Genomic DNA, 12,914 nt, shown 5'->3' on the forward strand with positions numbered 1-12,914 from the left:
AAACATTTTTACCAGTTTAATAATCTTATTAATGATGCTCCTCGCAGCAGAGCTACGAGGTATCTAAAAAAGTTTTAGTTGTTTCTTATGATATCACGAAGCAGAGCTTCGGGGAATTAAACCCTGAGAGATTAACTGACTCAGTAAAAATGTGTAAAACGAGATGTAAAATCCGGAGCAAAAGAGACGTTAAAACTCTTTATGTCGTTATCATAGTACGATATATGTGGTATTGCTACAACTTTTTCAAGTATTTTAACAATAGGTAAGGTAAATAAAATCGCATTGTGGTTTCCACAAGATAGGATTTTTAAAACTTCTAGATCTAGTTCTTTCTTGATTATTTTATAATCTTCTAGAGATAAATATGTTGCTACACAATTTTCTATGTCATGGTTTTTTGTAATACGAAAGCGATTATCCCAAACAATTTGCTTATCTAATAATAACTTACTTTCTGGTAGCTTTTTACCAAATTCCCGATATATTAATAATTTATTTTGCATACGCTTAATTACGCAACCATGCAGAGTATTTTTAAAATCCAAACTTTGCCTAATTAATTTTAAAATAGGCTCTACCGAATAGAAACGAACCGAGCGTTGCTGTCCGCTAATTATTATCAATAAAAAATTAATTAGCTGCACTCGTACTTCTTGTGAAAATCCGCTAAATTTCATTAAATCAAGAAAAGCAAAGCCATATTCAGATATCTTTACCGATTCGGCTATTGCGGATATTAATTCCGGTTTAAACTTATTTTCTACTAATTCATTAACTTTAATTTGCTGAGTAATTATATCATCTTTAATATAAACTTCCTCTTGAGCTAATTTCTGCCGAATAGTATTACGTCTATATTTAGTCGATAAATTTGATTGATCTTCAAACCATTTAATATTATTTGTAGCTAAATAATTTACTAATTCGCTTTTAGGAATATTAGACAAAGGTCTAATTATTTGCGTATTATTATGCCAGTTTACGCTGCTACTGCTAAGTCCGAATACGCCGCTTTTACGCTCTAATCTAAGGCAAAAATTTTCTATGTAATCATCTTCATGGTGAGCGGTTAATAGAACTAATATATCAAGCTTCTGGCACAATGAAGTCATTAAATCATAACGCCCTTTTCTTGCTCGCTCCTGTAAATTAGAAAAATTATTTTGATGATCGAACAAAAGGCTATAAAACTTAAGCCCTAAATCGTTAGCAGTATTTTGGATATACTCAATTTCCTGCTTTGATTGCTCTCTTAAATTATGGTCAACCGATAAAACAAATAACTCTATATTATTTTTTTTAACCCAGATATTTGCAAGATAAAGCAGTGCTACGGAATCACTACCGCCAGAAACCGCAATAGCTATTTTAGATAAGCCAAAACCACCTATTAAATTATTGATGTTGTGTTCAAATTTTTCGTATAGCATAAAATCACTTACTATATGGGATTGTTAACATGAGTATATTTTTTGAACACCAAGAAAGGCTAGCAGAAGTAATAAAAGAAAACAACATAATGATGCTCCTCGCAGCAGAGCTACGAGGTATCTATCCAAAAAGCTTTAACTGTTTTTGTTGAAATGCTTTATAAGAAGGTTTGCCCGAACCTTGATTCTGTACATAATTACGTAATTTCTGCTCATCACCATGTTTACCTACTGTGCTCATAAAATATCCTTTACTCCAAAACTCACTTCCCCATAATTTTTCTTTAAGATTTGGATATTTCTCAAACATTTTCTTAGAAGTCAGGAGTTTCGCACTTAGCAAAATTGTGTATTAGTTAGAAGCCATTTAATGTTGTTCTGAATTGATGTTTTTATAACTTCCCAAGTTTGTTGATATAAAGTAATGTTTTCATTTATCCTCCTTTTGTTCATATCAAGCCAGGCCAATACAGCAAGGCAAATATGATTTCTTTGAGCTCGACCCGTGCGTGCCTGACAGCATTCAATACCACAAGTTTGTTTCAATTCTCGATGATAAACTTCTATAGACCAACGCGCCTTGGCTTTGTTGCATAAATAAGCTTTTGAATATACTGCCCCTAACCCCGCAATGCTAGCCTAGCCAACAGGCACAGAGATAGGTTTACCAATTTCAAACATTTTGTTTAATAAGTGGCATTTAATAGACATTTCTTTTGTCATATTTTGATCATGTCTTGATAGAAACTTACTACCAAAAGAAGTTTTAAATCGAAAGAACGTGTTCTCTACACGCTCCCTTCTACCATAATTATTCTTTACCCTCCATGCTTGGTATCCTTTGTTTTGTTGATATATAACAGCTGCATCTCTCTCAGTTTTATCCCTAAGCGATTGAACTTTTACTGAAGAGTTTGGGGGTCTAATAACTGGTTTTATCTTCTTCTTTCTCAACAATTGATATGTAGATTCACCGTCATACCCTCGATCTCCCAGAAAATCCTTGGCTCTGACATTAGCTATTAGTAGTCCAATCTGTGATCTATCATCTATAGTATGCTCTGTGGTACTATCGGCAAGTATCATACCTTGATCTTCTATAACGATATGTAGCTTTTTCCATATGCGACGCTTATATTGCTTACCATGCTTATTTTCTAGCCATTCGTTCCCTGTGTAGGCTTGTATCCCTGTACTATCCATTGAAATACAACTAAATTCTTTATCTTGATTTCCATGTAAATACCTAAGATCTAATGACTTCATACGCTTACTTAATGTTGTATAGTCTGGACATCTAATAGATAAACCCGATATTTCAAAGAGCCAGTTTATAAAGCCTTGGGTTTGGCGTAACTTAAGACCGAATAAGCATCTGATCTTCAAACACTGTAATATAGCGTGATCACTATAGCGTCTAGGTCTTCCTCGTTTCATTTCCTCTCTGTAATCAGCATACCAGCCAATCGCCAAATCACTGGCAATCATAAAATCTATGCGACCCCTATTGCGTAAAAAATTATTATATTCTGACCAATTCGTTATTTTATATTTAGAATACTTGCGTGATTTACTAAAAGGGGCTTTCTTCCGAGATCTCATATAATCTGGATTATTTTTTAATTCAGGACATCTTACCAGATTATCACCACTCTTGCTCTACAAATTTTATTTATGCAACAAAGCCATTCTCCATGGCAAAAACCATTGATAGAGAAGAATGATGCTCCTCGCAGCAGAGCTACGAGGTATCTATCCAAAAAGCTTTAACTGTTTTTGTTGAAATGCTTTATAAGAAGGTTTGCCTGAACCTTGATTCTGTACATAATTACGTAATTTCTGCTCATCACCATGTTTACCTACTGTGCTCATAAAATATCCTTTACTCCAAAACTCACTTCCCCATAATTTTTCTTTAAGATTTGGATATTTCTCAAACATTTTCTTAGAAGTAATACTTTTTATGATTTGAGTTATTTTTGTTGGGCTATACATTGGTATTGACTGTAATAAAAAATGTACGTGATCTTTATCTACTCCTATTTCTAAAAATCTAATTTCATAACGATCTTCTATGTGCTCACAAATTTTACACAAATAATCATCTAGTTCTTGATTGAATATTACTCTTCTATACTTTGCCGGCGTTACTAAATGATATATTAGTACTGTGACATTATGACTCTTATGTACATAACTGCTTTCTTCCATTCAAGTAGTATATCACGAAGCAGAGCTTCGGGGAATTAAACCCTGAGAGATTAATCTCCTTTAAACCCTTTATCTATAAGCTTTCTATCTATCCCTTATCCTAAATTAGCGTTATTAGTATTTTTAACTGGCTCTAGTTCATAAATCACGGGATGACAGGGGAAACTTGATCCACGCGGGCAAAGCCTTAAGCGGGAATGACCTCTGAGTCATCAATAAAGCCTCAAACAGGAATGACGATTAAGATTAAACAGCCTCAGCTACTTTAGCTTTAGGCTTTTTAGCAATATACATATGTCTTTCTTTGATTCTCGCTGATTTACCACTTCTTTCTCTTAAATAGTAAAGTTTAGCACGACGAACTACACCATATTTTACTACATCAATAGCATGTACTACTGGTGAATAAGTCATAAAGCGTCTCTCAACACCCTCACCATGGCTAATTTTACGCACTAAAAACGAAGAGGTAATGCCACGATTTCTTTTAGCAATAACCACACCCTCATACGCTTGGAATCTTTCAGTCAGCTTTTCTTTACCATCTTTCTCAACTGATCTATCAACTATTTTTACGGTCACTTTAACTGTATCACCAGCTTTAAAATCAGGAATTTTTTTATTTTCAATAAGCTTTGAAATGTTTTCCTGTTCAAAGCGGTCAATAATATTCATTTGTTAACTCCTTTCCTTGTCTCTATAAATCTTTTAATAATTCCGGACGACGTAATTTTGTAATCATGAGCGACTGTTCTTTTTTCCATTCATTAATCAATTTATGATTACCGGATAATAAAACACTCGGTACTTTTCGGTTACGCCAAACTTCAGGTCTTGTATATAAGCCGCATTCAAGCCCTCCCTCAAATTCCCCGTCTTTCTCAAAAGACTCAGAAGAAAGGGTATTCTGGTTCATTAAAACCCCAGGCAGCAGCCTAATTAAGCAATCAAGAATGGTGAGAGTGGGTATTTCCCCGCCGGATAAAATGTAGTCGCCTACACTAATTTCGGTTATATTATACTCTTCAATTACACGTTCGTCAATCCCTTCGTAACGTCCACACAAGAATATAATATTTGTATCCTGTAACATCTTTTTAGCAAAGCCTTGTGTAAAGACTTTACCACGAGGTGAGGGGTAGTAAATTTTAGCTTTTGGATTTAAAGATAAGGCGTGATCTATCGCATTACCCAGCACGTCAGGACGCATTATCAGCCCATCGCCGCCGCCATAAGCTTCATCGTCAACATTTTTATGCTTGGTTAAACCGAAATCACGGATATTGATAACAGCATATGACCAAATATTTTTTTGCAGAGCTTGCCCAACCAAAGAATGCCCTAAAGTGCTGGGAAACATTTCAGGAAAAACAGTTAAGATAGTAGCATGAAGTAGGGACATTATTGGCTCTGTCTCATCAATTGTGTAAATTTCGTGAACCATTAAATTCTACCATCAAATTTGATCATAAAATGAGCCATAGCTTCATTCCAATTGGGGATAGGCATAGACCATTTTTGGGTAATATAATCAATTGTCAGATATAAAACCTTAAATACTGCGTCATCATTTGGAAAGATGCGTTTATTCTTACAGGAGTTTCGCACTTAGCAAAGTTGCGAATCAGTTAAAAGCCATCTGATATTGTTTTGAATTGATGTTTTTATAACTTCCCAAGTTTGTTGATATAAAGTAATGTTTTCATTTATCCTCCTTTTATTCATATCAAGCCAGGCAAATACTGCAAGGCAAATATGATTTCTTTGAGCTCGGCCCGTGCGTGCCTGACAGCGTTCAATACCACAAGTTTGTTTTAATTCTCGATGATAAACCTCTATAGACCAACGTGCCTTAACAATTTTCTCTATTTGCTCACGTGTGGGATTTTCCAAGTTCGTTGTTATGTAATCAATGCGACCATTCTTTGCCACAAACTTAAATACCGTAACCCAACCGTATCCACGTAGGTGAATTTTTAGCCCCTCATCGGGTATCTCTAAACTTTCCAAGCTAACATTATGATTAACTTTTCTATTTTTCCTTAGGGTGGTAACCCATAGCCAGCCTAAATTACGTATATGTTTTAAATTCTCCAACCCGCTATACCAAGCATCCATGACTATGGCATCAGGATTGAGACCTCTTTCTTTAGCTAAAGTAAGCATATCACAAAAATGCTCATTCTTTGTTTTACCATCAGTGTCTTTATCATATATTCTATAATCTACGGGAGTAGATTGAGCAATTTTAGTATTGTAATGTAGTAAGTTTACCATTCCTATACCAGGTATAACATCATGTACAGCTCCAGAATATTGATAACGTACAAGCTCAATCTTCTGACTGTATTGCTTTGATAATAAGGTGTCATCCCCCACTAATAAACACGGTGCTTCCCAATCTATATATTTTGACACTTCCTTATAGATTTCGCTAGGACGAAAATCCTTACTCTTTAACCATCGACTTGCACTATCGTGAGATAGATCTACTGGACTCACTTCAGATAATGCCTTGCTAGTATATCTGACACTACTTGCTTGTAAAAATGATTTATATAAGTCCTTGCTACATTTTGTTCTTGTCATTTTTATAGCTAACACGGAAATGTTTCTACCACAGATTAGGAAAAACTTAGGCATTGATCAATAATTTTACGTAAACAGTTTTTAAAGTTAGTCCAGCAATGTTTAATAGGATTTAGATCTGGTGAATATGTGAGTAAATACAAAAACTATGGTAAAAACCTTTCCGCGTTAGCTATATCTAAAACTATTTTTCTCTAGATTAACATACTTTTTGCTAAGTGCGAAACTCCTGTCTTAGTAACTTTTCTCAATTGGCTATTCAGCGATTCTATCGCATTTGTAACCTGAACAGGAGTTTCGCACTTAGCAAAATTGTGTATTAGTTAGAAGCCATTTAATGTTGTTCTGAATTGATGTTTTTATAACTTCCCAAGTTTGTTGATATAAAGTAATGTTTTCATTTATCCTCCTTTTGTTCATATCAAGCCAGGCCAATACAGCAAGGCAAATATGATTTCTTTGAGCTCGACCCGTGCGTGCCTGACAGCATTCAATACCACAAGTTTGTTTCAATTCTCGATGATAAACTTCTATAGACCAACGCGCCTTAACAATTTTCTCTATTTGCTCACGTGTAGGATTCTCTAAATTAGTTGTTATGTAATCAATGCGACCATTTTTTGCCACAAACTTAAATACCGTAACCCAACCGTATCCACGTAGGTGAATTTTTAGCCCTTCATCGGGAATCTCTAAAGTTTCCAAGCTAACATTACGATTAACTTTTCTATTTTTTCTTAGGTTGGTAACCCATATCCAACCTAAATTACGTATATGTTTTAAATTATCCAAACCACTATACCAAGCATCCATAACTATAGCATCAGGCTTGATACCTCTTTCTTTAGCTAAAGTAAGCATATCACAAAAATGCTCGTTCTTTGTTTTACCATCAGTTTCTTTATCATATATTCTATAATCTACAGGAGTAGATTGATCAATTTGAGTATTGTAATGCAGTAAGTTTACCATTCCTATACCAGGTATAACATCATGTACAGCCCCAGAATATTGATAATTTACAAGCTCGATCCTCTTACTGTATTGCTTTGACAATAAGGTGTCATCTCCTACTAATAAACAAGGATCTTCCAGATCAATATATTTTGACACTTTGCTATAGATTTCGCTAGGGCGAAAATCCTTACTCTTTAACCATCGACTTGCACTATCGTGCGATAGATCTAATGGACTTACTTCAGATAATGCTTTGCTAGTATATCTTACACTACTTGCTTGTAAGAATGATTTATATAAATCTTTGCTACATTTTGATCTTGTCATTTTTATCTAAAACTATTTTTCTCTAGATTAGCATATTATTTGCTAAGTGCGAAACTCCTGCTGAATTCTGGATTAGCTAATTTTGAGATATAGCAGGTTTGTTAGGTTTCATACAGTATGCAATTAGGGCGGATAAGATATGTACAAAGGCATTCCAAATTGATCTATGTCTTGTATGTTCGATCTCGAAAGCACCCTTCAGCACACTAAATACTGTTTCGATAATTGAGCGTTTGCGTAATAATATTTTTTCAAATAATGGCATAAGTTTATTCTTCATTTTCTTCTTTATGCCAGTTACTAACTTGATTCCTTTGCTGTATAGATCATCAAAGAGCTCCTGTTTGATATAACCCTTATCGCCAAACAATAATCCCGTGATATGTTTGGTGATTATCGAACCCGGCGCTCTATCATCTACATTACCAGGCGTTAGTTTTAGACCTTGAATCTCACCTTTTTCGTTAATAACCAAATGTAATTTTAGACCAAAAAACCAACTTTTTGTTGTTTTACCCAAAGCAGCAATACCGGCAAAGACTTTATTACGAGAGATTCTTTTTCGATGACAAACCTCTAAAGATGTGGCGTCAATATAAGAAACTCCCGTAGATTGAGCTGCCTGCATATACCATTCAAGTAATAAAACTAAATAACTCAGAACTCTTGGTTTTAGAGCTATAAAACGAGTATATGATGGAAGAGATACAAAGTCTGATTTATATAATTGTAGATAGGACATATAAAAATATTTAAAGTTTTTACAAGGTGATTGATGGTATAAAAGCACTATTGTTAACAGCTCAGAATAGCTTATTTCAGGCTTTCTTGTAGGGTTTTTATTAATTAATGGTAGAAATGATTTATTAATCTCTCAGGGTTTAATTCCCCGAAGCTCTGCTTCGTGATATCATAAGAAACAACTAAAACTTTTTTAGATACCTCGTAGCTCTGCTGCGAGGAGCATCATTGAGGTTTGGAGTTGGTGACATTACTTACATTAGCACTAATGGTGGCTTTATGTATGTGGCAGCTATTATAGATTGGCATAGCAAGGCCATATTGAGCTATAAACTGTCAAATTCTATGGATGCATCTCTTGTAACTGATGTCTTGAAACAAGCTCTAAGTAAGTATAACGCTCCACAGATATTGAATAGTGATCAAGGTAGCCAATATACCAGTTATGACCACATAAATATTCTCAAGGAGCATGATATCCAAATTTCAATGAATGGCAAAGGTAGAAGTATTAATAATATAGTAATAGAAAGGTTTTTTAGAACTTTAAAATATAATTGTATCTTTATCAATGATTTTAACAATGTTAAAGAGTTAAAAGAGGGGATTGATCATTATCTGAATAAATATAATTATCACAGATTTCATTCAAGTATTGGTTATAAAAAGCCTATGAATGTATATCTGAATTATATGCAAAATTATCAGCAAATTGCTGCCTGATAATCGAAAAATTAGGAAAACATACTACTCATTTTTTTGTCTTGATTTTTCATGTATGGACCTCCTGTAGAATGCAAGAAAAAAATAACATCAATAATAAAAACAAACAAATGCAGTCATGTATCCGGCTTATAGCTGATAAATCAACCTAATTTATTCTACAGCCCTGATGGAATTCGCTGGCTTACAAACTATATACTTATCAGTCCATCGGCTTCTAAAAGAGCCACTGAAAAACGCAGTTTTTTTGTAAGCTAAGGTTTGTCTTATTTACCATCAATATTAATTATCTCAAGCATATTTCGGGTTGGAATCTCTTACATATTGTTTTGCTTTTACCTATTCATTATATAAATCACCATTTATTTTACTTATAAGTGCTATGCTACACACTCTTTAGCTACAAACTTTACTCTCTACATAATCATCTCCTGATCTTAGTACAGCAAACACCACTCTTGCCAACTTATTAGCTATGGCAACTGTCGTTTTATTATGGCTACTTCGCTCAGATAAATTAAACATCCATTTCGTAAATTGGCTAAAATCTTTTTTAGATTTCTGTTCTTCCGATGTAAATCTTATCTTGGCATTTAGTACAGCTCTAGCCCCTTGAATTAATAAAGTGCGTAAGTATACATCACCTCGCTTGCTAATTCCCAGCAGCTTATCCTTCCCACCACTTGAATGTTGTCTTGGCACTAATCCTAGCCATGCCGATAATTGCCTGCCATTCTCAAAACTTGTAGCATTACCTATTGATGCTATTAAAGCAGTAGCAGTAATTAAACCAAGACCAGGTATAGCTCTTAATCGTTGATATTGAGTTAGGTTACTTGCTATCATTGTTAATCGTTTTTCTATCTCTTTTATTTTTCTGTTATTATCTAAGAATTCTTCTTTTAGTTCACTAAATGTTTGATAACTTAACTGGCTTAATTTCCCTGCATCTAAAATCTCAATTAATTTTGTGATAACCTTATTAATGCCTTGAGGAACAATAAAACCAAACTCATGTAGTAGCCCCCTAATTTCATTAGCAAGTGCTGTACGATTTTTTACCAATCTCTCTCTTACCCTATGTATTGATAAAATTTCTTGTTGCTCTATAGTTTTAATTGCAACAAATCTCATATTAGGTCTTGTCACGGCTTCACATATCGCTTCAGCATCTGCTTGATCATTTTTATTAGTTTTAACATATGGTTTGACAAATTGCGGTGCCATTAGTTTTACTTCATGCCCTAATTTAGTTATTTCTCTTGCCCAATAACTAGAACCACCACAAGCTTCCATCCCTACTAAACATTGTGGTAAATTAGCCATAAATGTCAAAACCTGATCTCTCATCAATTTTTTCTTTAATACTGTCTTGCCATTTTTATCTACACCATGAATTTGAAAAATTCTTTTTGCAATATCTATACCAATTGTAGTAACCTCCATATGGACCTCCTTAATTGTTGTTTTAATATGTTAAATATTAACCCTAGAAGATTAGCAACTGCTTTTCATTCTCTATATCAGGAGGTCCATACCATTAGTCCACTATACTATACAGAAAAATAAGGTGATAATGAACCATAATAAATATATAGTCAGATTATCATTTGTTGTATTATTTCTTAATATTGTCATAAATATGATGTTTTATCGTTATTTTATGATAAAAGAGATGATAGTAAAACAGTTAGCTTTACAAAACACTAAAATTGCTTGTCTTTATACCCGCAATATTTGGAATGCTCATGAAAATGTAATTAATAAATTACATAAATTTGGCTATTTAAAATTATTACAAGATCAAGAATTCATTGATTTTGTCATTATTACTGCTGATTGGTTTACTAATCTTGATATTAACATTTCTCTGTATGATCTTAACGGTAATAAATTTATTACCAGTAATATGCTAAATATGTATAGTGTGGATAATTATCCAGATGATAGTTTAGTTGAAATATTCACCGCAAAAATTGATAAATATTTTTTTAGATCTCTTACTGCAAAAGCACCTTTATTAAGTGCTCTTGAAGGCGTTACAAGTCATATATTACTTCCTAGGGTTATAATTCAGAATGAAAATGATTTAACAGAAAAAAAAGCTTCTTTTATTACTAGCTATATACCTATTATAGGTAGTGATTTAAACAATTTTCCAGTAGATGCAATACTTGAGATTAATACTAATATTACTAATCAATGGCAAAATATAATATCTCTTGAGCAAAAAGTTTTTATAACTTTTATTATTATCTTTATAATATTTTGTACCATAATTGTTAGTAATACTAATTATGCTAGGCATATTATCGAAGAGCAGCTAATAACAAATAGAAATTTAAAAGCTGAAATAATAAAGGTAGAAAAGACTAGTTCATCAAATACAAAATTCTTTGCCAATATTAGTCATGAGTTACGAACACCCCTGAACGCCATAATAGGCTTTTCTGAAATTTTAATGTCAGAAAAAGATCCAGAAAAAAGTAGAAATTATATTAAAGATATTAATGATGCCGGTAAGCATCTACTTAGTATGATTAACGATATTTTGGATCTTTCTAAGGCTTCTGCAGATAAGCTAAAAGTAGATAGTATTGATCTTGATTTAAATAAATTGGTTAGCTCGTCACTTATACTTGTTAAGCCTCGTGCTGATCAAGCTGGAGTAGAATTAGTTAACAAGTCACCAAAAGAGCATATCGTTATAAAGGCAGATCCAAAAAGACTTAAGCAAGTATTTTTAAATCTTTTATCAAATGCGGTGAAATTTACAAACTTTGGTGGAAGCGTTACTGTTACAATGGCAAAAGATGAGCTAGCTAAATTAGTATATATAAAAGTTATAGATACCGGTATTGGTATTGAAGAAAAAGATATTCCAAAAACTTTATCAACATTTGGACAGATTGATAGTGAACTTAGACGCAAATATGAAGGTACTGGACTCGGACTACCCCTTACTAAAAAGTTAGTTGAGCTTATGAATGGTAAATTTGATTTGCAAAGTAAAATAAATGAAGGAACTACTATTATACTGACTTTTGCTTATGACGGCAGCATTGAAATATAAAATATCTGCGGTATATGATAGTTTATTATAAGATTTTTAAAAACATGTGGAATGTTAGAAAATTTTCAGTATTATAAGAAACATTATTGTAAAAATAAAAAAATAATATGAAGCTAGTTATTTTAATATTTACTCTTTTATTTTCATTATTAACGTTTGCAGAAAGCGGGACTATAAAGGGACAACCTTTAAAATATGCAGCAAGTAATGATTTTGAAAGTAGATTGGATGAGCAAGAGCAAGAAATTAGAAGATTGATTGGTAAAATTGAGGTTTTACAGCATAAAATTGATATATTAAGCAAAAATTCTAATATTCCACAACTAAATGAAAACACTGAAACTTCGGAAACAGATCATCAAAATACCCCTGATATTTTTGACATAAGTCTGCTTAAAGATCTGCCTAATAACGTAGAGGAAGTAAAAACTGCTCCTGAACCTAACAAGGATGTTGCACCTGATAAACAAGCTTATGATTTAGCTCTTGCTTCTTACAAAGATAATAAAACTGATGATGCTAAAAATAAATTCAAAAACTTTATCCAAAAATATCCTAAGAGTTCAATGATTAGTAATGCTTATTTTTGGTATGGAGAATGCTTTTTTAAACAAAAAGATTATAATACGGCTGCTGTCAATTACTTGAAAGGTTATAAAGAATCACCAAAAGGAGCAAAATCTTCTGATGGTCTATTAAAGCTAGCACTTTCGCTTGGCGAATTAAAAAAGACTACGGAAGCTTGCAATATACTTGATAAGCTGAATAAGGAATTCCCAAGTAACAGGACAGCTGCATCTAAAAAAATGGCAGAGGATGCTAAGCTCAAATTTGGCTGTACCACTAAATCAAAATAAAAA

Annotated in this window: 12 protein-coding genes and 3 pseudogenes; 3 read left to right on the plus strand and 12 right to left on the minus strand. The window is 33.1% G+C overall.

All coding sequences use genetic code 11. From position 1 onward, the window contains the following. Nucleotides 1-140: 140 nt before the first annotated feature. The 11 genes and pseudogenes from tilS to AAHI98_RS10350 all read right to left on the minus strand — a co-directional run bounded on the left by tilS (nt 141) and on the right by AAHI98_RS10350 (nt 8,388). Complete coding sequence (tilS, locus tag AAHI98_RS10300; protein WP_342225812.1) at nt 141-1,433, minus strand: tRNA lysidine(34) synthetase TilS; 1,293 nt, start codon at nt 1,431-1,433, stop codon at nt 141-143. A 121-nt stretch (nt 1,434-1,554) separates the two neighbouring features. After that, nucleotides 1,555-1,776, minus strand: a complete 222-nt coding sequence (locus AAHI98_RS10305; protein ID WP_342225813.1) for a transposase — start codon at nt 1,774-1,776, stop codon at nt 1,555-1,557. Beyond that, nucleotides 1,770-2,015, minus strand: a pseudogene (locus AAHI98_RS10310) (transposase); the annotation flags it as partial. The pseudogene AAHI98_RS10310 and the gene AAHI98_RS10305, both read right to left, overlap by 7 nt. A 57-nt stretch (nt 2,016-2,072) precedes the next feature. Then, the gene (locus AAHI98_RS10315) at nt 2,073-3,035 is read right to left on the minus strand and encodes an IS5 family transposase (protein ID WP_342224734.1); all 963 of its coding nucleotides are present in this window, start codon (nt 3,033-3,035) and stop codon (nt 2,073-2,075) included. 150 nt (nt 3,036-3,185) lie between these two features. After that, the gene (gene tnpA / locus AAHI98_RS10320) at nt 3,186-3,644 is read right to left on the minus strand and encodes an IS200/IS605 family transposase (protein ID WP_342225814.1); all 459 of its coding nucleotides are present in this window, start codon (nt 3,642-3,644) and stop codon (nt 3,186-3,188) included. A gap of 246 nt (nt 3,645-3,890) precedes the next feature. Beyond that, nucleotides 3,891-4,319 (minus strand): 50S ribosomal protein L19, encoded by a 429-nt coding sequence (rplS, locus tag AAHI98_RS10325; protein WP_342225815.1) that lies wholly within the window; start codon nt 4,317-4,319, stop codon nt 3,891-3,893. A gap of 22 nt (nt 4,320-4,341) precedes the next feature. After that, complete coding sequence (gene trmD, locus AAHI98_RS10330) at nt 4,342-5,046, minus strand: tRNA (guanosine(37)-N1)-methyltransferase TrmD (RefSeq protein ID WP_342226179.1); 705 nt, start codon at nt 5,044-5,046, stop codon at nt 4,342-4,344. A gap of 41 nt (nt 5,047-5,087) precedes the next feature. Further along, nucleotides 5,088-5,252: pseudogene (locus AAHI98_RS10335) on the minus strand (IS256 family transposase); the annotation flags it as partial. Continuing rightward, a complete protein-coding gene (locus AAHI98_RS10340; protein WP_342224659.1) occupies nt 5,253-6,233 on the minus strand; it encodes an IS701 family transposase in 981 nt (326 codons plus the stop codon). Nucleotides 6,234-6,536: 303 nt separating this feature from the next. Then, nucleotides 6,537-7,517 (minus strand): IS701 family transposase, encoded by a 981-nt coding sequence (locus tag AAHI98_RS10345; RefSeq protein ID WP_342224656.1) that lies wholly within the window; start codon nt 7,515-7,517, stop codon nt 6,537-6,539. A 76-nt stretch (nt 7,518-7,593) separates the two neighbouring features. Next, nucleotides 7,594-8,388, minus strand: coding sequence for an IS982 family transposase (locus AAHI98_RS10350; RefSeq protein WP_458693696.1), 795 nt, complete (start codon nt 8,386-8,388; stop codon nt 7,594-7,596). Between the two features lie 113 nt (nt 8,389-8,501). On the opposite strand from AAHI98_RS10350, the pseudogene AAHI98_RS10355 reads away from it, so the two are divergent. Next, nucleotides 8,502-8,981 (plus strand): annotated as a pseudogene (locus tag AAHI98_RS10355) (IS3 family transposase); the annotation flags it as partial. A gap of 396 nt (nt 8,982-9,377) precedes the next feature. Here the strand turns inward: AAHI98_RS10355 and AAHI98_RS10360 are convergent. Beyond that, entirely contained in the window at nt 9,378-10,427 is a 1,050-nt protein-coding gene (locus tag AAHI98_RS10360) for an IS110 family RNA-guided transposase (protein WP_342224642.1), read from the minus strand. 130 nt (nt 10,428-10,557) lie between these two features. On the opposite strand from AAHI98_RS10360, the gene AAHI98_RS10365 reads away from it, so the two are divergent. Both AAHI98_RS10365 and ybgF read left to right on the plus strand, forming a co-directional pair. Next, nucleotides 10,558-12,054: a sensor histidine kinase gene (locus tag AAHI98_RS10365; protein WP_342225817.1), complete on the plus strand. Its 1,497-nt coding sequence runs from the start codon at nt 10,558-10,560 to the stop codon at nt 12,052-12,054. Nucleotides 12,055-12,161: 107 nt separating this feature from the next. Further along, entirely contained in the window at nt 12,162-12,911 is a 750-nt protein-coding gene (gene ybgF, locus AAHI98_RS10370) for a tol-pal system protein YbgF (RefSeq protein WP_342225818.1), read from the plus strand. Nucleotides 12,912-12,914 lie beyond the last annotated feature (3 nt).

It is taken from the genome of Rickettsia endosymbiont of Urophora cardui, from assembly GCF_964030725.1.
Lineage (GTDB): Bacteria > Pseudomonadota > Alphaproteobacteria > Rickettsiales > Rickettsiaceae > Rickettsia.

Coding starts and splice junctions, on each gene's coding strand:
- trmD (WP_342226179.1), bottom strand. CDS start 5,046: ATGTCCCTACTTCATGCTACTATCTTAACTGTTTTTCCTGAAATGTTT.
- AAHI98_RS10365 (WP_342225817.1), top strand. CDS start 10,558: ATGAACCATAATAAATATATAGTCAGATTATCATTTGTTGTATTATTT.
- AAHI98_RS10315 (WP_342224734.1), bottom strand. CDS start 3,035: ATGAGATCTCGGAAGAAAGCCCCTTTTAGTAAATCACGCAAGTATTCT.
- rplS (WP_342225815.1), bottom strand. CDS start 4,319: ATGAATATTATTGACCGCTTTGAACAGGAAAACATTTCAAAGCTTATT.
- AAHI98_RS10345 (WP_342224656.1), bottom strand. CDS start 7,517: ATGACAAGATCAAAATGTAGCAAAGATTTATATAAATCATTCTTACAA.
- tnpA (WP_342225814.1), bottom strand. CDS start 3,644: ATGGAAGAAAGCAGTTATGTACATAAGAGTCATAATGTCACAGTACTA.
- AAHI98_RS10360 (WP_342224642.1), bottom strand. CDS start 10,427: ATGGAGGTTACTACAATTGGTATAGATATTGCAAAAAGAATTTTTCAA.
- ybgF (WP_342225818.1), top strand. CDS start 12,162: ATGAAGCTAGTTATTTTAATATTTACTCTTTTATTTTCATTATTAACG.
- AAHI98_RS10340 (WP_342224659.1), bottom strand. CDS start 6,233: ATGACAAGAACAAAATGTAGCAAGGACTTATATAAATCATTTTTACAA.
- tilS (WP_342225812.1), bottom strand. CDS start 1,433: ATGCTATACGAAAAATTTGAACACAACATCAATAATTTAATAGGTGGT.